This is a genomic window from Rhodococcus gordoniae (genome assembly GCF_001646655.1).
In the GTDB taxonomy this organism is placed as follows: domain Bacteria; phylum Actinomycetota; class Actinomycetes; order Mycobacteriales; family Mycobacteriaceae; genus Rhodococcus; species Rhodococcus gordoniae.
In genome coordinates this window covers 93403-116351 of sequence record NZ_LPZN01000004.1, presented here as the reverse complement: position 1 = coordinate 116351, position 22949 = coordinate 93403, and the positions used below count along the sequence as shown (strand labels likewise).

20 protein-coding genes, 1 tRNA gene, 1 other RNA gene and 1 pseudogene are annotated in these 22949 nt (G+C 68.9%); 9 read left to right on the top strand and 14 right to left on the bottom strand.

Annotated elements, in window-relative coordinates; all coding sequences use genetic code 11:
- Nucleotides 1-8: 8 nt before the first annotated feature.
- A tRNA-Ser gene (locus tag A8G18_RS04370) sits at nt 9-96 on the bottom strand.
- 117 nt (nt 97-213) lie between these two features.
- Between A8G18_RS04370 and ffs the strand changes: the two genes are divergently transcribed.
- From ffs to A8G18_RS04345, 5 genes are all read left to right on the top strand, one after another.
- An RNA gene (gene ffs / locus A8G18_RS04365) (signal recognition particle sRNA small type) lies at nt 214-308 on the top strand.
- A gap of 47 nt (nt 309-355) precedes the next feature.
- Nucleotides 356-1648, top strand: a complete 1293-nt coding sequence (locus A8G18_RS04360) for an aspartate aminotransferase type Ic (RefSeq protein ID WP_064062860.1) — start codon at nt 356-358, stop codon at nt 1646-1648.
- Between the two features lie 299 nt (nt 1649-1947).
- On the top strand, nt 1948-3378 hold the full coding sequence (locus A8G18_RS04355; protein ID WP_064062859.1) for a hypothetical protein: 1431 nt from the start codon (nt 1948-1950) through the stop codon (nt 3376-3378).
- A 22-nt stretch (nt 3379-3400) separates the two neighbouring features.
- A complete protein-coding gene (locus A8G18_RS04350; RefSeq protein ID WP_064062908.1) occupies nt 3401-3973 on the top strand; it encodes an HhH-GPD-type base excision DNA repair protein in 573 nt (190 codons plus the stop codon).
- Between the two features lie 56 nt (nt 3974-4029).
- Nucleotides 4030-4746, top strand: coding sequence for a trypsin-like peptidase domain-containing protein (locus A8G18_RS04345; RefSeq protein WP_245207771.1), 717 nt, complete (start codon nt 4030-4032; stop codon nt 4744-4746).
- A gap of 21 nt (nt 4747-4767) precedes the next feature.
- On the opposite strand, the gene A8G18_RS04340 is transcribed toward A8G18_RS04345, so the two are convergent.
- From A8G18_RS04340 to A8G18_RS04330, 3 genes are read right to left on the bottom strand one after another with little or no spacing between them, the layout of a single operon-like run.
- Nucleotides 4768-5517, bottom strand: a complete 750-nt coding sequence (locus A8G18_RS04340) for an LLM class flavin-dependent oxidoreductase (RefSeq protein ID WP_064062857.1) — start codon at nt 5515-5517, stop codon at nt 4768-4770.
- On the bottom strand, nt 5517-6362 hold the full coding sequence (thiM, locus tag A8G18_RS04335) for a hydroxyethylthiazole kinase (protein WP_064062856.1): 846 nt from the start codon (nt 6360-6362) through the stop codon (nt 5517-5519). Before thiM ends, A8G18_RS04340 begins: the two co-directional genes overlap by 1 nt.
- A 57-nt stretch (nt 6363-6419) precedes the next feature.
- The gene (locus A8G18_RS04330) at nt 6420-7316 is read right to left on the bottom strand and encodes a sulfurtransferase (protein ID WP_064062855.1); all 897 of its coding nucleotides are present in this window, start codon (nt 7314-7316) and stop codon (nt 6420-6422) included.
- A 125-nt stretch (nt 7317-7441) separates the two neighbouring features.
- Between A8G18_RS04330 and A8G18_RS04325 the strand changes: the two genes are divergently transcribed.
- On the top strand, nt 7442-8131 hold the full coding sequence (locus A8G18_RS04325) for a GntR family transcriptional regulator (protein WP_016932250.1): 690 nt from the start codon (nt 7442-7444) through the stop codon (nt 8129-8131).
- 190 nt (nt 8132-8321) lie between these two features.
- Entirely contained in the window at nt 8322-10574 is a 2253-nt protein-coding gene (locus A8G18_RS04320; protein ID WP_064062907.1) for a DNA polymerase III subunit gamma and tau, read from the top strand.
- A 33-nt stretch (nt 10575-10607) separates the two neighbouring features.
- On the opposite strand, the pseudogene A8G18_RS04315 reads toward A8G18_RS04320, so the two are convergent.
- Nucleotides 10608-11605: pseudogene (locus A8G18_RS04315) on the bottom strand (PDDEXK nuclease domain-containing protein).
- A gap of 130 nt (nt 11606-11735) precedes the next feature.
- Here A8G18_RS04315 and A8G18_RS04310 point away from each other — a divergent pair.
- Nucleotides 11736-12311, top strand: a complete 576-nt coding sequence (locus A8G18_RS04310) for a DUF2231 domain-containing protein (RefSeq protein ID WP_064062854.1) — start codon at nt 11736-11738, stop codon at nt 12309-12311.
- Nucleotides 12312-12409: 98 nt separating this feature from the next.
- Here the strand turns inward: A8G18_RS04310 and A8G18_RS04305 are convergent, their stop codons facing one another.
- The 8 genes from A8G18_RS04305 to A8G18_RS04270 form a co-directional block, all read right to left on the bottom strand.
- The gene (locus A8G18_RS04305; protein WP_245207770.1) at nt 12410-12841 is read right to left on the bottom strand and encodes a RidA family protein; all 432 of its coding nucleotides are present in this window, start codon (nt 12839-12841) and stop codon (nt 12410-12412) included.
- A 16-nt stretch (nt 12842-12857) separates the two neighbouring features.
- A complete protein-coding gene (locus A8G18_RS04300) occupies nt 12858-14456 on the bottom strand; it encodes a gamma-glutamyltransferase family protein (RefSeq protein WP_064062853.1) in 1599 nt (532 codons plus the stop codon).
- A complete protein-coding gene (locus A8G18_RS04295; RefSeq protein ID WP_016932244.1) occupies nt 14453-14809 on the bottom strand; it encodes a Rieske (2Fe-2S) protein in 357 nt (118 codons plus the stop codon). Before A8G18_RS04295 ends, A8G18_RS04300 begins: the two co-directional genes overlap by 4 nt.
- 37 nt (nt 14810-14846) lie before the next feature.
- The gene (locus A8G18_RS04290; protein WP_064062852.1) at nt 14847-16301 is read right to left on the bottom strand and encodes an aldehyde dehydrogenase family protein; all 1455 of its coding nucleotides are present in this window, start codon (nt 16299-16301) and stop codon (nt 14847-14849) included.
- On the bottom strand, nt 16298-17524 hold the full coding sequence (locus tag A8G18_RS04285) for an NAD(P)/FAD-dependent oxidoreductase (protein ID WP_064062905.1): 1227 nt from the start codon (nt 17522-17524) through the stop codon (nt 16298-16300). Before A8G18_RS04285 ends, A8G18_RS04290 begins: the two co-directional genes overlap by 4 nt.
- Nucleotides 17521-17907, bottom strand: a complete 387-nt coding sequence (locus tag A8G18_RS04280) for a Rieske (2Fe-2S) protein (RefSeq protein ID WP_064062904.1) — start codon at nt 17905-17907, stop codon at nt 17521-17523. The genes A8G18_RS04285 and A8G18_RS04280 overlap by 4 nt, the downstream gene beginning before the upstream one ends.
- Nucleotides 17908-17991: 84 nt before the next feature.
- Nucleotides 17992-18711: an iron-containing redox enzyme family protein gene (locus A8G18_RS04275; protein WP_006552489.1), complete on the bottom strand. Its 720-nt coding sequence runs from the start codon at nt 18709-18711 to the stop codon at nt 17992-17994.
- A gap of 40 nt (nt 18712-18751) precedes the next feature.
- A complete protein-coding gene (locus A8G18_RS04270) occupies nt 18752-19201 on the bottom strand; it encodes a GlcG/HbpS family heme-binding protein (RefSeq protein ID WP_006552488.1) in 450 nt (149 codons plus the stop codon).
- A 328-nt stretch (nt 19202-19529) separates the two neighbouring features.
- On the opposite strand from A8G18_RS04270, the gene A8G18_RS04265 reads away from it, so the two are divergent.
- The gene (locus A8G18_RS04265) at nt 19530-21182 is read left to right on the top strand and encodes a PucR family transcriptional regulator (RefSeq protein ID WP_064062851.1); all 1653 of its coding nucleotides are present in this window, start codon (nt 19530-19532) and stop codon (nt 21180-21182) included.
- Here A8G18_RS04265 and A8G18_RS04260 read toward each other — a convergent pair.
- The gene (locus A8G18_RS04260; protein WP_084421477.1) at nt 21169-22638 is read right to left on the bottom strand and encodes an MFS transporter; all 1470 of its coding nucleotides are present in this window, start codon (nt 22636-22638) and stop codon (nt 21169-21171) included. The genes A8G18_RS04265 and A8G18_RS04260 overlap by 14 nt on opposite strands.
- Nucleotides 22639-22949 lie beyond the last annotated feature (311 nt).

Here is a 22949-nt window from a genome sequence, read left to right as displayed (position 1 = left end):
GGGTTCCGTGGCGGAGGATAGGGGATTTGAACCCCTGAGGGCGTTAACCCAACCCGCGTTCCAGGCGAGCGCCATAGGCCACTAGGCGAATCCTCCGTGGGGAAGCATACCGAATGGTGACCCCAAGTTGCCAAACGGGCACGTCGCACCCGGAATCCGAGGGCTCTGCGGGGGCTGGTTCGCCGCGGGGGCACACGTTCCTCTACACTTGCCGATGGATCCCGCGCGGCGCGCATCCTGTGAACTCCCCCAGGGCCGGAAGGCAGCAAGGGTCAACGGGCTCTGCCGGGTGCGCGGGGTCCTCTTAATTTCCGCCGATGCCCGTGTCGCCGTGCACGGTGAAAGGTCCCTCCGCATGCCTACGCAGACCCAGTTCGGGTTGATGAGCCATGAGGAACTCGTTGCAGAGCACGAGCGCCAGTCCGCCAACTACGAACGGTTGAAGTCGGAGAAGCTGACGCTGGACCTGACCCGCGGCAAGCCCTCGCCCGAGCAGCTCGACCTCTCCGCAAAGTTGCTGTCGCTGCCGGGTGCCGACGATTTCCGCGACGGTAACGGCACCGACACCCGTAACTACGGTGGTCTGACGGGCCTGCCCGAGCTCCGCGCGATCTTCGCCGAGTTGCTGAACATCCCCGCCGAGAACCTCATCGCGGGCAACAACGCGAGCCTCGAGATCATGCACGATCTCGTCGTCTGGTCGTTGCTGCACGGCACGGTCGACTCGCCGCGCCCGTGGTCGCAGGAGTCGGTCGTCAAGTTCCTGTGCCCGGCACCCGGCTACGACCGGCACTTCGCGATCACCGAGTCGCTCGGCATCGAGATGATCCCCGTGCCGCTGCGCGAGGACGGCCCCGACGTGCGGTTCGTCGCCGATCTCGTCGCGAACGATCCACAGATCAAGGGCATGTGGACGGTGCCCACCTACTCGAATCCGACCGGAGCGGTGTACTCCGAGGAGGTCGCCCGCGAGCTGGTGTCGATGCCGGCGGCCGCTCCCGACTTCCGGATCTTCTGGGACAACGCCTACGCGGTGCATCCGCTCACCGAGCACCTCGCGCCCGCGATCGACATCCTCGGCCTGGCCGCGCAGGCCGGTCACCCCAATCGCGTGTTCGCGCTGGCGTCCACCTCGAAGATCACCTTCGCCGGCGCAGGCGTGAGTTTCTTCGGCAGCTCCACCGAGAACCTCGCCTGGTACCAGAAGTACCTGGGCATCAAGTCCATCGGCCCCGACAAGGTCAACCAGCTGCGCCACCTGCGCTTCTTCCGCGACGCCGAGGGTGTGCGCGCCCACATGGCGAAGCACCGCGAGATCCTCGCGCCGAAGTTCGCGCTGGTCCGCCGCGTCCTGGAGGAACGCCTGGGTGCGTCGAAGGTCGCGTCGTGGACCGAGCCCGAGGGTGGATACTTCATCAGCCTCGACGTCGTCGAGGGCACGGCAGCCCGTGTCATCGCCCTGGCGAAGGAAGCGGGGATCGCGCTGACGGGTGCCGGTTCGGCGTTCCCGTACAAGAAGGACTCCGAGAACAAGAACATCCGTCTCGCCCCGAGCTTCCCTTCGCTCGGTGAGCTGGAGAAGGCCATGGACGGTGTCGCGACCTGCGTGCTGCTCGCCGCAGCAGAGAAGGCGCTCGCCGGTAAGTAGTGCGCCGACAGGCCCGCAACGCGAGGACGAGGCTCGCAACACCAGCAGTGACTGCCGGTGTTGCGAGCCTCTTTTCTGTGTTGCGTACCTCCCCGGCTGCAGAGTCTGTGAGTTTGTTCCCAGCCTGTGGATAAAGTTGTGGACAACACGTGGATGGGCGGTGGACAACCCCGAACCGCCCTGTTCGGAGCGTTTTCGGGACCCGGCGTCACACCGACTTGCTTTCCCCTCCCGACCTGACATACTCGCGGGTCAGGGTCGCCGCATACCGTGCGGCGGGTTCGGAAGTGGTGAGTGTGATGGAAAACCGCGCGCTCGTGGATTCCGGAGTCGGCGTATCGGCCGTCGGATCTGTCACGGGGTGTGTCGGCGTACTGAAGGTGTTCCTCCTGGCGCTCGACATCGAGGCGGCGCCCGAGACGCCGCCGCGAGTTCCGCCCGTCGAGAAGATGGAGCCCTTCCTTCCCGCACGCATCGCCGATCACCCCGATACCGACCACGGTGTGCGTCCGCCGTGCCTGCTCGCCTTCCGGCACATCGTCGACCCGGCACGGCCGGCCGTCTCGTTCGGCGCGTCGACGGGTTCGCTGCGGGAGGCCCCGGATGCGACCCGGCCGTATGTGGGTCACCCCGCGACGTGCGTGTCGCTGTGGGACGTTCCGGGTCACGGCCTCGTGCTGGCGCTGGAATCGCTGACGGACAACGGCTCCCCGCTGATCGACTGGCGGAGCGACCCGCTGCAGGACCGCGACGGAGCCGGTCTGCGTCCCGTGCTCGGCGAGTTCCTCGCACCCTTCGAGCTGACGGCCGACGATTGCCTGAACGATGTGTTCCCGGGTCTGAACAGGCGGTTGTGCGCGCCGACGACGTTCCGTCCCCTCCACGAACTCGTCGTCCACCGCCACCGGGGAGTAGGTGATCGGGAGGTCGTCGAGGGGATGGTCGTGGAAGTGCTCTCCAGCGGTGGCGAGCGCGTCCGTTCTCTCGTCGACGGACCGCGTATCGGTCCGGAGGCCCGCGCCGCGGCACGGTCCTGGGGTGTGCTGTGGGGATGGGACCGCGTGCCGCTGGTGGACCGGCCCGTTCAGCCGGGCGCCGCCCTCGCGGTGCGGGAGGATTCCGGTGCGGTGCTGTTCGACCTCGAGGCCACCTCTCTCGGCAGCGACTATGTCGGGCACGGCACTCGCGAGATGATCTACGGGCTCATCCCGTGGGTGGCGGTGCGAGCGCGGGCCTCGGCCGATTACTGGACGATCATGGACCGTCTGCGCCACCCCGACGGGCTCCGCGGGGATCGGCTGGCCACCGTTCTCGACGACATCGCGATCATGCAGGCCCGCCGGATGGACCGCCTTCTCCTGCGCAAGGAATCGCTCCACGACGACCGGTTCCACTCGTGGACGCACCCCACCCAGCTGCGCGCCCTCATGGCCGGCCGGGTCGCCGCCGAGATGGCGGAACTCGACGCGGAACTGTCCGAGATCGTGGAAGTCGTCGAGCACGCGTTGCTGCACAGTGCGGAGCTGCGCGGGGCGAGGCACACCCGCCTCGCCCAGGGGTGGTCCGCGGCCGCGTCGGTCATCGCCGTCGTGGCGTTGTTCGCTGCGCTGGCCGCCGTTCCGGCAACGTCGCAACCGACTCTCTTCCCGCACTGGTTGCATGCGCTGACCACATCGATCGCCCTCACCCTGGGCATCGTGATCGCGGTGGTCGTGTGGCGCCGGCCCTGACGCGCAGGGCATGATCGTCGTCATGTCATCGACGCTGAACCTGGTCGGAGATCCCGACGCCGACGCACTGCTGGCCGAGGATCCGCTGGCCCTTCTCATCGGCATGCTGCTCGACCAGCAGGTGCCGATGGAGGTCGCGTTCGCGGGACCGAAGAAGCTCGCCGACCGTCTCGGTGGTCTCGACGTGCACCGCATCGCGTCGGCGGATCCCGACGAGTTCGTCGCGGTGTGTGCGCAGCAACCGGCCGTACACCGGTTCCCCACGTCGATGGGTCAGCGGATCCAGGCGCTGTGCGCGGCGATCGTCGAGGACTACGACGGCGACGCCGCAGCATTGTGGACGTCCGGCCACCCGGACGGCAAGGAAGTTCTGCGGAGGCTGAAGAAGCTGCCGGGTTACGGCGACCAGAAGGCACGCATCTTCCTGGCACTGCTCGGCAAGCAGATCGGCGTGCGGCCCGAAGGGTGGCGGGAAGCTGCCGGCGACTACGGGCACGAGGGCGCGCGCCGGTCGATCGCCGACGTCGTCGACGAGCAGTCGTTGCGTGAGGTGCGCGAGTTCAAGAAGTCGATGAAGACTGCGAAGAAGTCGTGAGACGCGCATTCGCAGTGTGTTGTGCCGCTGCCGCATTCGCTTCCGGAGCGTCGGGCGTGGCTTCGGCGGGCGGGGGAGACGACCGGGTCGTCCTCCGGCCCGGCGACGGGATCTCGTTCTCGCCGGAGCCGACACCGGGCTGGTGTTCGGTCGCGGCGGTCGGGCACGACGACGCGGGTCGTCTGGTCGCCATCACGGCGGGGCACTGCTATCGAACGGGATCGTCGCCGGTCTGGAAGGTCGACGAACAGCATCGAGGTGCCATCGGTGCCGAAACGGATGTCGCGAGTACGGGTTCGATCGATCCGCTCGGATTCCCCACCGACGAGATCGCCGATTACGCGGTGGTCGTCCTCGACGAGACCCGCGTACGGGGGTCGAACACGTCGGCGCCGAACGACCGCGGAGAACGTGTGGTGCTCGAGTCGGTGGCGGCGTTCGACGAGGGCGAGCTGCCGGTCGGGACACACTGCGCGGCAGGGCGAAGCACGTCGGTGGCCTGCGCGACCGGCGAGGTGCGGGTGGACGAGAACCTGATGTCGTCGCCGTTGCTCATGCGACCGGGCGACTCCGGGGGTCCGCTCGTACGTGCCGAGACGGGTGAGTGGCTGGGACTGTCCGTGGGATACCGGTTCCCGCCGACCCGGGTCTCCGGCGACCGGCAGGTTCCCGATACGAGATTCGCCGCCTACCAGCGGGCCGACCGGATCCTCGCCGAGATCGACGCGCGCGACGGGATCGGGTCGGGGTTCCGTCTCGTCGACACCCCCTGACCGATCCCGCCGGCGTTACCGTCAGAGCTTCTCGAAACGCGGAATCAGGTGCTCCGCAACGTTCTTCGCTTCGTCGATGAGCGGCCATCCGGCGAGGATCAGGGAGGTCGGTCCGGTCGCGTCGCGCAGGGTGCGCACGTGGCCGGTGATCTCGTCCGGGTCGCCGACGTAGTAGACCGCCGACGAACCCGTGGCAAAGATGTCCAGCGGTGACCACGCGGTGATGCCCGCGTAGAGGCCGTCGCCGAGATACAGGTCCTCGGGTTCGGGCAGCGTGCCGGCGTTGATGGAGTCGACCCAGCCCTGCCGCTGCGCGTCGCGCGCGGTGAAGGTCTTCAGGTCCTGCTTGCCGTGGGTGCGGCGGCGGACCGCCTTGTCGAGCACGTCCTGGATCTGCTCGATGCCGGCCTTCTCGAACAGCGACCGGAACCGCTCGATCGCTTCGTCCCGGCTCGGGCGCACAATCACACCGGACAGTGCGCCGCTGAACGCGTCGAAGGTCAGGGCCTTCTCGGCGAGCAGTCGCGCGGGCATCATGTTCGCGTAGATCGCGACGAGGAACTTCATCCGGCTGGTGTGCGCGGCCGCCCACGTCGCCGAGATGAACGGATCGTTCGGCCAGGTGGCGACGAGCGCGCCCTCGAAGCCGCCGTCGTCGATGGTCTTCGCGAGTTCGATCTGCCGCTGCCCGTCCACCGGGTACAACCCGCCGGGGCTCCAGGGGTAGTCGCCGTCGGCCTGGGTGAGATACCAGAAGGTCTTGACAGGCATTACTTCGTGTCCTTCGAGGGGAGTTCGAACGGCTCGACGCGGGCGCGGGCGCGCACCGTGTCGGCGTCCACGGTGAACAGGGCGTCGAGGTAGGCGACGGCGAACGAGCCCGGGCCGGTGGAGTTCTCCTCGGCGATCTCGGAAGCCACCGCGACGTGCGTGTGTGCTGCCGCGAGGCCGGCGAGCGGGGTCTCCGCGACCGCGAGGTAGGCGGCGACGAGACCACCGAGAGAGCATCCCGTGGAGGTCACGCGCGGCAGCATCGCGCTGCCGCCGGCGATGCGTAGCCCGACGATCGAGCCTTCGCGGTCGCGGCCGACGAGATGGTCGACGGGACCGGAGGCCGACACGGCGTCGGCGTGATCGAGCAGGGTCAGGGCGGCGGGCACGGCGGCAGCGGCCTCGTCGGCGCTGTCGACGCCGCGCGTGTCGCCACCCAGACCGGCCAGCGCGATGATCTCGGAGGCGTTGCCGCGGATCGCGGTGGGACGGAACTTCAGCAGGTCGGCGGCGAGCGAGGTGCGCCACGCGAGTCCGCCCACACCGACGGGGTCGAGGACCCAGGGGGTGCCGGCCTCGTGCGCCGCCTCGGCCGCGCGGGTGAAGGCCACCGAGGTCTCGTCGAAGGGCGTGCCGAGGTTGACGAGCACTCCACCGGCGATGCGTGCAAAATCGCCTGCCTCATGGGCATTGTCGATGTGCGCGTTGCTGGCGCCCGCGGCGAGCAGCACGTTGGTGAGGAAGTTGGCCGAGACGATGTTGGTCAGCGAGTGTACGAGCGGAGTCCGCGCGCGCAGAGCGTCGAGGGTGGCGGCGAGATCGTCGATGGTGGGGATCGTGGTCACGGAAGATCCTGTCGGGGGAGGGGAGAGGACGAAGCGGTCAGGATCGCGGACATCGCATCATGCGCCGCCCTTCTCTTCTCCGAGGGTCCGCATGGGAAGGGCGGGGTCGGCCGTCCACTCCTCGAGCGAGCCGTCGTAGACGGCGACGTCGTCGTGTCCCGTCCGTACCAGGGCGAGCGCCAGCAGGCAGGCCGAGACGCCGCCACCGCAGTACAGGATCAGCGGCCGGGACGTGTCGGTGAGCACCTGCTCGGTCAGCTCGCCGATCCGATCGGTGCTCCGCAGGATCCCGTCGGTGAGCAGGCTCTTGGCCGGCAGGTTCCGGCTCCCGTCGATGTGCCCGCGGCGTGCGTAACGGGTGGTGACGGTGCCCGCGAACTGCGCGGCGTCGAGCGCGCAGACGAGGGTGCCCGGTGCGTCGCCTGACACCACGGCGAGCACGTCGTCGCGGTCGCGCCACAGGCCGCGGTCGGTCCGCGCGGTCCGAGGCGTGGCGGGGTGGCGTTCGGCGGCGTCGCCGGCCTCCACGGGCAGGTCGAGTGCGGTCCAGCGGGCGAAGCCGCCGTCGAGGACGCGGGCGGAGACGCCGATGTTGCGCAGCATCCACCACAGCCGGGACGCCCAGGTCATGCCACCGTCGTCGTAGACGACGAGGTCGGCCTCGGGGGCCACGCCGAGTTCGGCCAGGGCTGCCGCGAGGGCGTCCGGAGTGGGACGGGTGAAGTGCAGGTCGGGGTCCGGGGCGCTGAATCCACCGAGCAGGTCGGCGTGCAGGGACCCGGGGATGTGTGCGGCGCGCCAGGTCGCGTAGCCGGATTCCGGCCGGTAGTCGCCGTCGAATCGGGGCTTCGGAAAGGTGACCGTGGCGTGCAGGACGGTGTATGCACCGGGATCGTTCGAGAGCTCGTCGGCGCTGATCAGCACCTGCTCGTCTCGAAAACTTGCCTCGGTCACGCGTTCGGTCCTCTCGTCGTGTTCGCCCGACCGACGCTAAACGACGGATAGCGTATACGCAAGTATTCGCACGTTGACAGTGGCATAATCGGCGCACGTAACCGGCATGCCTACGGAGGGTGTAGATGACCGAGCAGGACGCGACGGCCGAGCTGGAGAGCTCGCTTCTCGTCGAACCGCCCACCGGGCGCGACGACCAGACCTCCAGGCAGTACCTGCGCCTGCGCTCGGACATCCTCGCCGGGAAGTTCCCGCGCGGCGCCGCTCTGCACGAGACCCAGCTCAGCGAGACCTACGGGGCCTCCCGCACCCCCATCCGCGAGGCGCTCAACTGGCTCGCGCACGACGGTCTGCTCGAACGGGCGAGCCGCGGCTTCCGGGTGCGTTCCGGTACTCCCGAGGACGTCATCGAGATCTATGCGGCGCGCGTCGCGCTCGAATCCGAGGCGGCCGGCGCCGCGGCGGTCCGGCACACCGATCTCGACATGGCCCGGCTCGAGCGGCTGCACGATTCGTGCTGCTCCGCCACCGACGATGCCGCGGTGCGCATCGGGAACTTCCGGTTCCACGAGGCGCTGTGGCAGGCCGCGCACAACACGACGATCACGACGTTGCTCGTGCGACTGACCACCCAGCTGCGGATCTACGACTCCGGGCCGCCGTCCAACTACGGCGAACCCGATCTGCTCAACCGGGAGCACGCGCAGATCCTCGGCGCGTTGCGGGCGCGGAACGAGTCCGCGGCCCGTGAGCACATGCGTGCTCATCTCGAGCGCAGCCGCGAACAGCGCATCCGCCTCTTCGCTCGCGGCTGAGCCCGCCCTCCTTCTCGACCGTGACGACTCCTTCGTCCTCGAGCTCGGGGATCGTCAGGGTGGATCGTGCCCGGGCCGGGGCGTCAGGCGCGATGGATCTCGGTATACGCCCGACGCGGGAGTGGTCTCGGCCACAGAGGGCGGCGGACCGACCTCCGTGCGTGTCGGCCGCCGCCGGTACGCTCGGCGCGTGGCTCTGTACCGGAAGTATCGACCTGCGACCTTCGCGGAGGTGGTGGGGCAGGAGCACGTCACCGTGCCCATCAGCACGGCGCTCGACACAGGCCGCATCAACCACGCCTACCTGTTCTCGGGTCCTCGTGGATGCGGCAAGACGTCCTCGGCCCGTATCCTCGCCCGCTCGCTCAACTGCGAGACGGGCCCCACCTCGACGCCCTGCGGTACGTGCCGGTCGTGCGTGTCGCTCGGGCCGGGTGGCGGCGGCAATCTCGACGTCACCGAACTCGATGCCGCGAGCCACGGCGGTGTCGACGACACCCGCGAACTCCGCGACCGCGCCTTCTACGCTCCCGCCGAGTCGCGCTACCGCATCTTCATCATCGACGAGGCGCACATGGTCACCACGCAGGGCTTCAATGCCCTGCTCAAGATCGTGGAAGAGCCGCCGGAGCACCTGATCTTCGTCTTCGCGACCACCGAGCCCGAGAAGGTGCTGCCGACCATCCGGTCGCGCACGCACCACTACCCGTTCCGGCTGCTCGCCCCCACCGCGATGCGGGGGCTGCTCGAACAGATCTGCGGCCAGGAGAACATTCCGGTCGAGGATGCGGTCTACCCGCTGGTCATCCGCGCCGGTGGCGGATCCCCCCGCGACTCGCTGTCGGTGATGGACCAGCTCCTCGCCGGCGCCGGACCCGAAGGCGTCACCTACGACCGCGCCCTGTCGCTGCTCGGCGTCACCGACGTGGCGCTCATCGACGAGGCCGTCGATTCGCTCGCGGCCGGTGACGGCGCGGGGCTGTTCGGCACCGTCGAGAAGGTCATGGACGCCGGACACGACCCGCGTCGCTTCGCCGTCGACCTGCTCGAACGCCTCCGCGACCTCATTCTCATGAAGTCGGTGCCCGATGCCGCCGAGCGTGGGCTCGTCGACGCACCCGGCGACGTCCTCGAGCGGATGCGCGACGAAGCGACCCGTCTGGGTCCGGCCACCCTCACGCGCTACGCCGAGATCGTGCACGCCGGGCTCGGCGAGATGCGTGGGGCGACGTCGCCGCGACTGCTGCTCGAGGTGATGTGTGCGCGCATGCTGCTCCCCGCGGCATCCGATGCGGAAACCGCTGTGCTGCAACGGCTCGAACGTCTCGAACAGGGTATCGTCGCGCCTCCGGCCGGAGATGCTGCACCGAGGCCCGTGTCCGCCCCTGCCACACCGCCCCTCTCGCCCGACGAGCCCGCAGCGCGTTTCCAGCGACCCTCCCAGCGCCGGGTGAGCGAGGTGCCGCCTGCCGCGCCGCCTCGCGAGGCCACTCGGCCGCAACCGGAAGCCTCTGCCCAGCAGACCCCTGTCCAGCAGGCCCCCGCCCCGCAGGCACCGATGCAGCCTGAACCGGCCCAGTCGGTATCTGCCCCGACGCCGCCTCCCGCTGCGGTGCCGCCTCCCGTCGTTCCGGAGGTGTCGCAGCCGCAGAGTGTGCCCGACGAGGGTGTCGGGCAGGAGATTCCGTCGCCCGCGCCCGCGCCTGCACCCGAGATCGAGGAGCCGGTTGCTCCCGAACCCGAGCCCGAACCTGTCCGCGCGACCAGCGGTCCCGATGCAGCCCAGATGCGGGGCGTGTGGTCGGAGGTGCGCGCGAAGGTCCGCGAACGGAGCCGCACCGTCGAGGTGATGCTCTCGGGCGCCACCGTGCGCTCGGTCGACGGCACGCGCGTCGTGCTCGTGCACGACTCCGCTCCGCTCGCGAAGCGACTCGCCGACCCGCGCAACGCTGCAGTCATCGCCGATGCGCTGCACGAGGTCTTCGGTGGGGAGTTCGAGGTCACCTGCGTACACGGTTCGGCTGCGGAGGCGCCCGTCAGAACCCAGGCGCCCGAGAAGAATTCGCGCCCCGCAGGTCAGCCCCGTTTCTCCCGGCCGAGTCAGGCGAAGAACGCCGCGCCGGCTGTGCCCGCCGAAGCCTCCGCCGCACCGCAGCGGCCGGTGGCCACCGCTTCCGCTTCCGCAGCCCCGACCTTCACACGTCCGTCCGTCGAGAACGTCGACGACATCCCGCCGCCCGAAGCCCCCGATCTCCCCGACGATCCGGGGCCGGGCTACGACGCGCCGCCGCCCGACCCGTCGCAGATGACGGAGGCGGACGTCGAGGAGATGTTCGCCGAGGCCGCCACACCCGGCGATCCGTCGACGCGTCGCGATCCGGAGGAAGTCGCCATCGAACTGCTCAAGGACGTACTGGGAGCGAAACCGCTCGACGAGAAATAGTCGTACCGCGTCCGGAGCTGCCGACGAACGGTGTCAGCTCTGCGGATCGTCTCCGTCGGTGCGGTCCGGCGTGAGCTCGTCCCAGGTCGCATCGACCGCGTCGGCGAGTTCGCTGTCGGTAGGCACGAGTTCGCGGATGGGTTCGGGCAGGGTGTCGTAGGTGTAGTTCGCAACCGCCAAGGGAGCGGTCGTGCCCGCGAGCGAATAGCGCACGACGTTGTCGTTGCGCCCCGCGCACAGCAGGATCCCGATGGTCGGTGCGTGCCGGTCCGCGACTCGCAGGTTCTCGTCCACCCAGGAGACGTAGAAACCGAGTTTGCCGGCGTATTCGGGCTCGAACCGGCCGATCTTCAGCTCGACCACCACGAAGCGCGACTGAATCCAGTTGAAGAAGAGCAGGTCGATGTAGAAGTCGTCGTGGTCGACGGTGAAGTGGTACTGGCGGCCGACGAACGCGAACCCGTGCCCCAGTTCGAGGAGTACCTGTTCGAGGCGTGTCATCAGTGCCGCTTCGAGTTCTCGTTCCGCGGCCCGCTCGTCGAGATCGAGGAAATCGAAGATGTACGGGTCGCGGAACGAGTTGCTGTGCGAGGTCGGAGTCCTGTGGAGGAAGATGGTCCGGAAAATTCGACGGTGCGGCACCTACACGGCGATGTAACTGCCCGGCGATCTGATGGTCAGAACGTGACGCGACCACCCGTGTTCTGCTGCGCGAGCTGCGTACCAGTCGCGAAGCTCTCGATTGTCGAGCTTGTCGAGAAGGACCGCATGTAGAAGAGATTGCGGCGCGAGAGACCGCGCATGTGTGGAAACTCGGAGCGCAGGTCCCTGGCCAGTTGGTCGACGACCTTCGATCCCCAGCCGTGTACATGTTGACGCTCGAGAAGGGAGTGCCCGAGCGTCCAATACAGGATCAGCAGTTCGGTATTCGCGGCGCGTGTAGCCCGTAGACGCGCTCGACGAACCTGTGCTTCGAGTTCGTCCAGGAATTGCGGATAGTCCTCGGGAAGCCCGACGGTCTTTTCGGTCACGGCCACATGGTGCCCTCGGGATACGACAGAAATACGAATGCCGCCCTCGTCATGGTCAGCGATCGAAGGGTGCCGTCGCATCGCGGTCACCCGGCGATTCGTATCTGCTGCCGACGGGTATCGCCCCATCATGAACCTGCACGAACTCCTGCGCGCCGTCGAATTCTTCGACGCTGTGGATCGGCCCGCCGAGCGCGTCGCGCAGCGCATACGGCGAGTCCTCGACGGTTCCGTCGTCGACGACCTGCTCCGAGGTTCCTGGCTCGGACACCCCGTCCATCCCCTCCTCGTCACCGTCCCGATCGGATCGTGGATCTCCGCTGCCGTATTGGATGCGCTGCCCGGCCAGCGGGACGCGTCCCGGAAACTCGTCGCCCTCGGACTGGCCGCGGCCGTTCCGACCGTGATCACCGGATACGCCGACTTCTCCACCCTCGATGTTCCTCAGCGCAGGGTCGGCGCGGTGCATGCTGTATCCAACGCGATCGGGGCGATCTGCATGGCGACGTCCTATCGCGCGCGTCGCGCACGGCACGACCGGACGGGGACGGTGTGGACCCTGGTCGGTCTCGGCGCCGTAAGTGTCGGCGGCGCGCTCGGCGGTCACCTCTCCTACGCCCAGGGCGGGGGAGTGTATCGGTGGCAGCGACCGTCCGAGAGTGTCGATCTCGCAGCCGAACTCGAGGACATCGGCGCGAAGAGGTGAGCGCTCGTCGCCGAGGTGGACCACCCACAGTCGAGGCTCACAACCCTGATGGCCGACCACCGGGGTTGTGAGCCTCGTTTCCCGGTTGTGGCCTCCGTTTATCCGCACACGGCGGTCAGTGCGATCTCGAGCGGCGCTCCACCGGGCAGGGTGTGGACGCCGACGGCGGTGCGTGCCGGTAGTGCGGCGACACCGAGTTGGCGTTCGATCACGTTCGACGCGCCGTCCGCGACCACCGACAGGTCGGTGAACCCGGGCGCGGTCGCGACGTAGACGACCATCTCGACCGGCCGGAACGGTGTGCCCTCCGGCAGCGCCGCACGGATCGCCGCCAGCGCGTTGCCCACCGCGACGATCGCGGCGGCACGTGCCTCGTCGACGGTGACCTCCGCGCCGACCCGCCCGGTGAGTATCAGTTCGCCGTCGCGCCGGGGCGTCATGCCCGCCGTGCGGACGGTGTCGCCGGCCAGTACGGCGGGGACGTACCGGCCCTGCGGACGCGGTGCGACAGCAGCAATGTCAGAGGACACCCGTTGCGGAGCAATGTCAGAGGACACCGAGCGCCACCCCCTCCTGTCGTGGATCGCTGCCGCCGGACAGCACTCCGCGGTCGTCGATCGAGATCACCTGTGCGCTTCCGTCGGCGCCCAGTGGTTCGAGCATCTCCACCCGGTGACCGAGCCGGCGCAGTTCGTCGCACACACCGTCGGCGACGTCGCCTTCGATCCGCAACGCGGTCGGTTCGCCGAGCACGTCGGCGTCCGATCCGGGGAAGACGGTGAAGCGCGGCGCCGAGACCGCCTCCTGGGGATCGAGACCGTGATCGAGCAGGTGCGACAGCAACTGCATGTTCCACTGCACCTGACCGTCGCCGCCGGGGGTGTTGCCGACGTGCCGCAGCTCGCCCGCCGAGTCGGTGACGATCCACGCGTTGAGTGTGTGCAGGGGCTTGCGGCGCGGTGCAACCTCGTTGGGGTGACCGTCGATCAGGTAGGCACCGCGACCGAGCCGGTTGTTGAGCACGATGCCGGTGCCGGGCACGGTGAGTTTCGCGCCGAAGGTGAACGCCAGCGAATGGATGAACGACACCGCCCGCCCGTCGGCGTCCACGGCGACGAACGACGTGGTGTCCCCGGCGGCGACCGCGAACGCCCCGGCCGGTGCACGCTCGTCGATCCGTGCGCGACCCGCTGCGATATTCGCGGGGTCGAGCACCCGCGCGACCCCGTCGTTGTCCGACGAACACCAGCGGAGTCTGTCCTCGAAGGCGAGGGTGGCCGCGCGGGCCATCCGGTCGATCGATGCCGCCCCGAGTACGGGATGCGTGCCGAGTGCGCCGTCGCACAGGGCGGCCTGGTGCAGCACCATCCATCCCGGCGTCGGGAGCGGGGTCTGGTGCACGACGTGCCCCGCATAGGTGGCGGTGAGCGGTGCTTCCGCGTCCACTGTCGCCCCGGCCTGCCATTCGTCGCCGGTGAACGGTGCTCCGCACCCCTGCAGCGTAGCCACACAGCGTTCGGCGAGCGCGCCGGTGTAGAACGATCCCGGATCGTCGGCGAGAGCACGGATGGTGCGGGCCAGATCCGGTTGCGGCAGTATGTCGCCGACGCGCGGGAAACGGTCGCCCGGGGTGTACACCGAGGCGAGTCCGGCGTCGCCGCGGATCGCATGGAGGGCGGTCTGCACATCGGTCCGAGTCTTCGCCGAGCAGGGCAGGCCGCTTCCGGCGAGACGGGCGGCCGGTGCCCACAGTTCGGGCAGCGACCTGCTCGCTCCCCGCCGGTGCAGTGCGGCCAGCGCGGCGGGCGCACCGGGCACGGCGACGGCGAGCGCCCCGTCGAGCGGGATCGCGCCGAGTCCGTGTTCCCGGTAGAAATCCGGTGTGCCGCCGTCGGGTCCGTAACCACTGCCGTTGACCGTCCACACCGATCCGTCCGGTTCGCGCACCACGGCGAAGGCGTCGCCACCGATGCCGCATTGCCCGGGCAGGGTCAGCCACGTGACCGCCGCCATCGCCAGGGCCGCGTCGACGGCGTTACCACCGTCTTCGAGCACGCGGACCCCGGCCCGACTCGCGAGCGGATGACTCGACGCGACCATGCCCCCGGTAGCGAGCGTCGCCGGTCGTACAGCGCGCCGGGTCATGCCGACCGCATCCTGCGTCGGCGCGGTCCTTCCGGCGGCTCGGCGGGGTCGATCCCGACGAAGATCTCCCCGTCGCGCTCCTCGCACGGATAGGTCTTGATCGGCTCGGTGGCCGGAGGGCAGATCGGCTCACCGGTCTCGAGGTCGAACGCGCTTCCGTGGCAGGAGCATCCGATGCCGTCCTGGACGAGCTTGCCGGACGAGAGCAGGCAGTCGAGATGCGAGCAGTAGTTGGATGTCGCGTACGCCTTGCCGTCGAGCCGGGAGACGGCGAACTCGTAGTCGTCGGCGTAGAACCGGCGGACGATGCCTTCGGGCACCTGCCCGGATCGGGCCACTCGTTTGAACTCCATGGTCTTTCCTCCAGGCATGTGTAGGGGTGTTCGCCGGTCAGGCGTCGGGGGCGAGGTAGACGGTCTTCTCGGATTGGTAGAACTGCATGAGCGTGGGGCCGGCCTGTTCCTTGAAGGTCTGCGTGCTCGACTGCTTGTAACCGCCGAACGGTGCGTTCATGGCCATTCCCGTGGTGGGCTGGTTGACCTTCACGAGTCCGGTCCTCGATCCGGCGACGAATCGCTGGGCGTCCGAGAGGCTCCGGGTGACGACGGAGGCGCTGAGCCCGAAGGCGGTGTCGTTCGCCAGGGCGAGGGCTTCGTCGAAGGAACCGGCGCGCTGGAAGGCCAGCACGGGTCCGAAGATCTCGTCGGTGAGCAGGCGCATCCCCGGTGCGGTGTCCGCGAACACTGTGGGCCGCACGAAGAATCCGTCTCGCAGCGCATCGTCGTCGCATCGCGCGCCACCGCACACGAGCCGTGCGCCTTCGTCCGTGCCGATGGTGACGTACTCGAGGAACTTGTCGAGCTGACCGCGACTCGCGAGCGGGCCGAGGTCGACGGCGGCACCCGAACCCGGTCCCACCCGCAGGGCGCGGGTGCGTTCGGCGACCTTCTCGAGCAACTCGTCGTGGATTGCGTCGACGGCGACGACACGGCTGGTGCCGGTGCACGCCTGGCCCGACAATCCGAAGGCGCCCTTGACGATCAGTGCGGCTGCGGCGTCGAGGTCGGCGTCGGCCAGCACGACGACGGGGTTCTTGCCGCCCATCTCCAGCTGCACGCGCCGGTCGGGGCCGACGCTGCGGTGGATGGCGCGTCCGACCTCGGTGGAGCCGGTGAAGGTCACGGCCGCGACCCGTTCGTCGCCGGACACGGCCGCGCCTGCCTTGCCGTCGCCCTGGACGAGTGCGATCGCGCCGGGCGGCAGACCACCGGCGAGCAGGGCCTCGACGAGTCGCTGCCCCATCAGCGGGGTGATCTCGGACGGCTTGAACAGCACCGTGTTGCCGGCGGCGAGCGCCGGCCCGAGCTTGCGGGAGGGGATGTTGAGCGGGAAGTTCCACGGTGTGATGGCACCGACGATCCCGATCGGTTCGCGCACGGTGTAGATCGTCGTGGATCCGGGGGCCGGGAAGGTCGCACCGGTGGCGCGCAGCGCTTCACCCGCGTAGAAGCGCAGGTTCATGGGGGTGCGGCTCACCTCCATCGACGCTTCGGTGCGGGTCTTGCCCTCCTCGCGGATCAGTTCGTCGACGAGTTCGGCCGAGCGCGCGGCGAGGTGGTCGGCGGCCGCTTCGAGGATCGCGGCGCGGCGTTCCGGCGGGGTGGCGGCCCATTCGGGCGCGGCCTTGTCGAGTGCGCCGACGGCGTTGCGGACGTCGACGCTGTCGGAATCCGGGAAGGTGCCGATCAGATCGGTCTCGTCGGCCGGGTTGCGGCGTTCGAAGACCGCTCCGGAGGCCGCCGGTACCCAGTTGCCGTCGATGTGGTTCAGGCCGGTGATCGTCATGCGGGCTCGACCTCCTCGTACATCTCCCACAGATCGGTGTCCTCGTCGGCGAGCAGCGCCGCGTCCACTCGGCGTCCGACGAGTTCGCGGGCCGCCATGATGTCCTCGCCGCGGTCCATCGCGAAGGCGGCGGTCAATACGTCTCCCGCGAGATAGAAGACGGAGAACTCTCCGCTGCCGGCATCACCTCGGACGACGAGTTCGGTTGTTCCGGAAGCCGATCCGGCGAACTGGATGTTGGTGTCGTATTGATCCGACCAGAACCAGTGCGGGTCGTCGGAGAGCGACTGCCGTCCGGCGATCGTGTCGGCGACCACCGCGGCCTGCCGGTTCGCGTTGTCGAAGTGCTCGACGCGGATGTGCCGGCCTTCCCTCGGTGAGAAGCGCTTCGCGACGTCGCCTGCCGCGTAGATGTTCTCGACCGAGGTACGTCCGGTGGCGTCGACCACGACCCCACCGTCGACGGTCAGTCCGCTCGCCGCCGCGATGTCGGTGTTGGGCACGATGCCGATACCGACCACCACGGCGTCGGCCTCGACGATCCCGCCGGTGGTGGTCTCGATCCGTACGCCGCTGTCGGAGGTGGTCACCGAGGCGACACCCGTGCCGGTGCGCAGGTCGACGCCGTTGCGGCGGTGCAGATCGGCGCAGTGGCCGCCGACCCGCTCGCCGAGAATGCCTCCGAGCAGGTGTTCGGCCTGTTCGAGGACCGTCACCGTCACGCCGAGAGATCGTGCCGTCGCGGCGATCTCGAGTCCGATGAAGCCGCCACCGACGATTGCGAGACTCGACCCCGGGGTCAGGCGTGCCGCGAGGGCGGTCGCGTCGTCGACAGTGCGCAGGTAGTGGACGAGATCGGGACGGGATCCGGTGGTGGTGAGGGTGCGGGGGCGTCCGCCCGTCGCGAGGACGATCGCGTCGGCGGCGATCTCGCCGCCGTCGAACTCGACGGTGCGGGTCGCGGTGTCGATGCGCTGCACCGACACGCCCGTGCGGATGTCGATGTCGTTGGCGTCGAGCCATTTCCGGGTCAGCAGCGCGAGGGAGTCGACTCCTTCACAGCCCGCGAGGAATTCCTTCGACAGGGGCGGACGCTGGTAGGGGGCGTGCTGCTCGTCGCCGAGCAGCACGATCCGTCCGTCGAAGCCGCGGCGACGCAGGGTGCGTGCGGCGACGGCGGCGACCTGGCCGGCGCCCACGGTGACTACGGTGCGAACGGTCATGCCGTGCACTCCTTTCCGGATGCGGCCGGTGCCGGACGCGGGGTGGGGTCGACGAGGACGGTCTCGTCGCGCACGAGGACGGGATAGACCGGCTGGCAGAGGTCCTGGTCCTCTTCGTATCCGGTCTCGAGATCGAAGCGCCACTGGTGGCCCGGGCAGATGACCCGGCCGTGCAGGAGCGTGCCCTTCACGAGCGAGCGGTCCTGGTGGATGCACAGGTCGGCGAAGGCGTAGATGCGGTCGTTCGCATGGAACAGTGCGATCGCGAGGCCGGCGACCTCCACGCGGAGTTTGCGGCGGCGGGTCACCTCTTTCACCGTGGCGACGGCGACCCAGGCCGGGGACTCCGTTGCGGCATCGGTGCCGGTGGTCCCGCTGCCCATGATTTCGGTGGACATGCTTCTCCTTCGCTCGTGTGCGACATCGGGAGCGGAAGCCGCGAGCGACTTCCGCTCCCGCACATCGGATCAGGCGGACGCCAGCTCCAGATCGGGAGCGACGTACGTGTCGTACAGGCCCTTCGTGTACGAGAAGCGCATCTCCGCTCCCCAGCGGACGAGCTGCAGGCAGCGCTGCTGCAGCTGCGGGGTGTCGGCGCAGTCCAGGACGATCTGGTAGCCGCGCTCACCGTGCACCACATCGGAGGTGATGTGCAGGTCGAAGAACTCGATCTCGTCCTCGGTGAATCCGTACACCTCGCGCAGCGGGACGATCTGCTTCTTGTAGATGCTCGGCACCTGCGATTCGAGGCCGACGACCAGCGCCGCGGTGGCGACGACGAAGTGTTCGCGCTGGGACACCGCGTAGCACCACGCCTGCAGGCCGCGCGTCACGGCGTTCATGTTGTTCGGATCCTCGACGCGCTCCTTGGTGGTGCCGCACGCCTCGGCGAACTTGATGAGCAGGTCGGTGTGCCGGATGTCGGCCAGTTCCTCCTCGTACATGTTCTGGAGGGTGAAGTCCTTGGCGTCGGTGAAGTGATCGGGGGTGTTGGAGTAGATGTTCGCCAGGTAGTCGGCGAAGGGGCCGACGTAGTGGTAGTGGTTCTCGGCCCACCGGGCGAAGTGGTGCTTTTCGAGCTTGCCCTCGGCCCACGCCTTGCTGAACGAGGCGTTCTTGGCCTCGCGTCCCTTGATGGCGTCTTCGAGTGCGGCGCGGAATTCGTCGCGTCCGAGCAGTTCGGTCATGATGATGCCTTTCGGTGAGGAGGTCGTGCGGGGGATGCGATCAGGCGTTGATCGCGGAGGTCAGAGCTTCGAATTCGGCGATCATGGCGGCGCCGACCGCTTTGTCCTGCTCGCCGTTGCCGCCGCTGATGCCGACGGCGCCGACGATCTGCCCGTCGTAGACGAGGGGGAAGCCGCCGACGAAGATCGCGAACTTCCCGGGGAGCATGTGGCTGATGCCGAACGCCTCGTTGCCGGGGAGGGCGGGTCCGTTGGGGCCCTCGTTGAACAGGTGGGTGGCGCGCTCGTGCCCGGCGGCGGTGAACGCCTTCGCCATGGCGATCTCGACACCGGTCAAGCGGGCGCCGGGAAGCCGGTGCAGAGCAATGACGTTCGCGCTCTCGTCGCAGACACACAGGGTCTGCTTCACGCCGATCTCCTCGGCCTTCGCGCGGCCGGCGGCCAGCAGGGGGAGTGCGTCGTCGAGGGTGATGCGGTGGATTCGATGCATGGGTGTCCACTTTCGAGGTCGGGTCGGAGAGTCGGACGATTCCTGGTCCGCGTCGGGATCCGGATGCGTCCCGCCGATGCCGCGTCGCTGAAGTGTCGGCGGGTGCCGGAGTGGTGAAGCGGTGTGTCCGGCGTGGCTCATTTCTAACAGGGCTGCGCGCCGATGGGGACGGTCAAGATCACCGTCGTTTTCGTAATTCGGTGTACACAGTGCACATGTGTCTGTGACCCATGACTCTGGTAACTGGTGTAGAAAGTGCACACCGCCACGGTGTCGGCGGGCCCACCCCCTCGCGGCCCGCAGATGCTCCCGAGGGAAGCAGGTCCCCATGGAATCGAGCCCGCGTCTGACAGTCCGAGGGCTGCTCGACGAACCGCTCATGGCGGGCGCCCGGGTCGTGGATCGGGAGGCCGATCTCGACCGGGCGCTCACCTGGGTGCTGCCGTTCGGCGAGATCATCGGCCGATTCGACGATCTCGACGGTGTCGCCGTGTACATGCGGCCGGAGTCGCTCGCCGACAGCGCGCACGCTCTGTCCGCGCTTGCGGCCCGCGGCGCCGCGGCGCTGGTCGTCGACGGCGCGGCGCCCGCCGGAGTGTCCTGGCCGCCGGGGTCGGTGGTGATCGAACTCGACCTGCCCGTGGGGTTCGCGGCGCTCAACAGGTTGCTCGCCGAGCGGTCGCTGATGCAGGAAATGCACGTCATGCGCTATTCCGCGCATGTGCACTCGACGCTCGCCGGTCTGCTGCACCGTGGCGCGGGACTGACGTTGCTGGTCAAGGAGGTCTCCGCCCTCGCGCAGCATCCGGCGATCGCGCTCGACGCGCGTGGCCAGGCCGTCGCCTTCCATGGCGTGGATGCCGGCCGGGCGGACGACATCTCGGAGATCCTGCTCGAGAAGTTGTCGGCGGTGACGGCCGCGGATCGTCACGCGCACCACGACACCCGCGTGCTGGAGGAGGTCGTCGGAGGCACGCACTGGACGTGCACGGCGAGCACCATCCGGCTCGGCAAACGGTTCGAGGGCTGGGTGGTGGTTCTCGCCTCGGGGCCGTCGCCGGGACCGCACGAGCTGGCCCAGCACGCGGTCGTCACCGAACAGGCGACGGCGATCATCGGGTCGGAGATGCTGCGGCAACGCAGTGTCGACGAGGCCGAGGAACGGGCCCGCGGCGATTTCGTGCAGGCTCTGGTGCACGGCAGCTTCACCAGCCAGCACGACATGCAGGCCCGCGCCGAGTACCACGACATCGACCTCACCTCGACGTTCGCGGTCTTCGTCGCGCCCGGCTACGGGGAGAACCCGGCCGGTCCGGGCGGCGACGAATCCGGCGGACTGCTGCGGTTGGCCCGGTACGCGGCCAGCGTCCTGCCCCATCCGTCGGTGCGCTCGTACGTCACGGTGATCGGCGACGTCCTGGTCGTGGTGCGGTCGCTGCGCTACCGCGACCCGCGCGATGTCGAACTCGAGATCGCCGAGTACGCCGACGCGGTCTCACAGGATCTGTCCCGCCGGCGCGTGCGCCCGGTGCCCGTCGCCCACGGCGCTCCGGCCGTCGGGGCGGACCAGATCCGCGAGAGCTACCGGCAGGCCCGCGTGGCGCTCGGCATCGGGCAGCGGCTCGGGATGTCGGGTTCGGTGGCGTATCGCGATCTGCGGGGCTACGGCGTGCTCGAGTTGGTCGCCGAGACCGACCGGAGCCGCAGATTCGTCGGCGACGTGCTCGGCGCGCTCGAGCCCGGCACCGACCTCTACGACACGCTGTCGGCCTATCTCGCGGCCGGCGGGAACGTCAATGCGGCGGCGCGGGAGTTGTCGGTTCATCGCAACACGATGCTGTCGAAGCTCGACCGGATCTCCCGCGCGATGGCGATGGACGTCCGGATACCGGAGAACCAGTTCACGGCCTGGCTCGCCGTCAGGCTCGAGCTCCTCGACCGGCTGCGCACCTCCGTCGAGAACGAGATCAACTACCGCTGACGGCTGTCGAATCGGAGACGGGTTCGGTGTCCTCCGGATCCGTCCCCAGGAACGAGGCGGCCAACCCCGCGCACACGACCACGGCGCACACCGCGAAGAGCGGGCCCACCGTCCACGAGCCGAGCGCGACGGTCACCCACGCCGCCCCCACGGCCGATCCGCCGAAACGGATCAGGTTGAACACCCCCAGCCCTGTCCCGCGCTCACCCGCCGGTGACCGCGTCGATCCTGCCGCTGCAGGGGTCTGCACGGCGGCGATGCCGGCACCGGTGATCGCCAGGACCGTCGCGACGAGCCACAGGCGCGGTTCGTCCGCCGAGAGGACGACGGCGAGCGCGACCTGACCGACGAGCAGCACCACCAGTCCCGCCCGCAACATCCGTCGTCCGCCGACACGATCGACGGTGCGGCCGACCACCGGGGCGAGGGCCGCCATCACTGCGGGCAGCGCGAACAGGATCACCCCGGCCGTGGCCGTCGACGCGCCCGTCGCGTGCAACCGCAGCGGCACGGCCAGCAGGGCCGCACCCAGGCAGAACATCTGCGCGAAGGCGGCGGCCGCGCTCCGCGCGAACCGGCTCTCGACCAGCAGTCGGACGTCGACGAACGGTACGGTCGCGCGCAGGCAGTGCCCGACGAAACCGACGAGTACGACGATCGAGACCGCCAGCACGATTCCCGCGACGGACGTGGGGATCCCCGCCTGTCCGAACATGCTCAGCCCCAGCACGACTCCGGCGGAACCGAGTGTCAGTGCGATCGCGCCGGGTACGTCGAGGGTCATCCGGCGGCCGGGGAAGATCGGGATCCAGCGCAGCGTTCCGGCGAGTCCGATCAGTGCAATCGGAATCATCGGGACGAAAACCCATCGCCAACCCCACTGTCCCGCAACGAAACCGCCGAGGGTGGGGCCGACGGCCTGGCCGAGTCCGTTCACGGTGGCCCACGCGCTCACCGCGCGTGCGCGTCGGTGTGCGCCGAACAGCCACGCGATCAGTCCCATGACGGCCGGTGCGAAGGCGGCGGCCGCGAGTCCACCGAGGGCGCGCCAGACCACGAGGATCTCGAGGGTCGGCGCCGTCGCCGCTCCGGCCGCGCAGATCGCGGTGCCGAGCAGGGCGCCGCAGTAGACGCGCCGACGGCCGTATCGGTCGCCGATGTACCCCGCGAGGGGCATCGCCGCAGCGAAAGTGAGAAGGAAACCGACGGCCAGGAGTGCGCCGTCGTCGAGGCTTGCGTCGAAGTCGGAAAGAATCTGTGGCAGTGGGACATTGATGATGTTGTTGCTCAGTGTCCCGACGAGGGTCCCGGCGAGCAGGGCGGACAGGGCCGTAGGGGTGCCTGCATCCGTTTCGGTTGCCGGCGCTGCCGGTGTATCGGTGCGAGTGGTCATCGAACTCTCCGGAACCTCGGGAACGTGCGCGGCACGGTTCGTACCGTCGGACCACTGTCGCACTGCGCTACCGTCGGATGCATCGCCATCGCGGAGTCGAGATGCACATCGGATCCGGACGAGCCGGGGCAGAGTGCACATTCGGCGAGATCGCGAGACCGGCGCCGGGCTCGCGACACATGTTCGTAGCAATTTTTCACATGCGAGCGACTCGGCGTCACGAAATCGCAAAAGTGGAACACAGTGCACAGTTAGCGTGTCGGTCACTGTGCACCGTTCTCGTTGACCGAGCACGGGCCGTAGCGGAAAGTTCCCCCAATACATCGAGTGCCCATTCACCGTCCACGAACACAGCCCGACTCGTTCCACCCTCC

Excerpts from the sequence above, each read along its gene's own strand:
- A8G18_RS04360 (WP_064062860.1), top strand. The coding sequence starts at position 356 with ATGCCTACGCAGACCCAGTTCGGGTTGATGAGCCATGAGGAACTCGTT.
- A8G18_RS04355 (WP_064062859.1), top strand. The coding sequence starts at position 1,948 with ATGGAAAACCGCGCGCTCGTGGATTCCGGAGTCGGCGTATCGGCCGTC.
- A8G18_RS04350 (WP_064062908.1), top strand. The coding sequence starts at position 3,401 with ATGTCATCGACGCTGAACCTGGTCGGAGATCCCGACGCCGACGCACTG.
- A8G18_RS04340 (WP_064062857.1), bottom strand. The coding sequence starts at position 5,517 with ATGCCTGTCAAGACCTTCTGGTATCTCACCCAGGCCGACGGCGACTAC.
- A8G18_RS04325 (WP_016932250.1), top strand. The coding sequence starts at position 7,442 with ATGACCGAGCAGGACGCGACGGCCGAGCTGGAGAGCTCGCTTCTCGTC.
- A8G18_RS04310 (WP_064062854.1), top strand. The coding sequence starts at position 11,736 with ATGAACCTGCACGAACTCCTGCGCGCCGTCGAATTCTTCGACGCTGTG.
- A8G18_RS04300 (WP_064062853.1), bottom strand. The coding sequence starts at position 14,456 with ATGACCCGGCGCGCTGTACGACCGGCGACGCTCGCTACCGGGGGCATG.
- A8G18_RS04295 (WP_016932244.1), bottom strand. The coding sequence starts at position 14,809 with ATGGAGTTCAAACGAGTGGCCCGATCCGGGCAGGTGCCCGAAGGCATC.
- A8G18_RS04290 (WP_064062852.1), bottom strand. The coding sequence starts at position 16,301 with ATGACGATCACCGGCCTGAACCACATCGACGGCAACTGGGTACCGGCG.
- A8G18_RS04285 (WP_064062905.1), bottom strand. The coding sequence starts at position 17,524 with ATGACCGTTCGCACCGTAGTCACCGTGGGCGCCGGCCAGGTCGCCGCC.
- A8G18_RS04280 (WP_064062904.1), bottom strand. The coding sequence starts at position 17,907 with ATGGGCAGCGGGACCACCGGCACCGATGCCGCAACGGAGTCCCCGGCC.
- A8G18_RS04275 (WP_006552489.1), bottom strand. The coding sequence starts at position 18,711 with ATGACCGAACTGCTCGGACGCGACGAATTCCGCGCCGCACTCGAAGAC.
- A8G18_RS04270 (WP_006552488.1), bottom strand. The coding sequence starts at position 19,201 with ATGCATCGAATCCACCGCATCACCCTCGACGACGCACTCCCCCTGCTG.
- A8G18_RS04265 (WP_064062851.1), top strand. The coding sequence starts at position 19,530 with ATGGAATCGAGCCCGCGTCTGACAGTCCGAGGGCTGCTCGACGAACCG.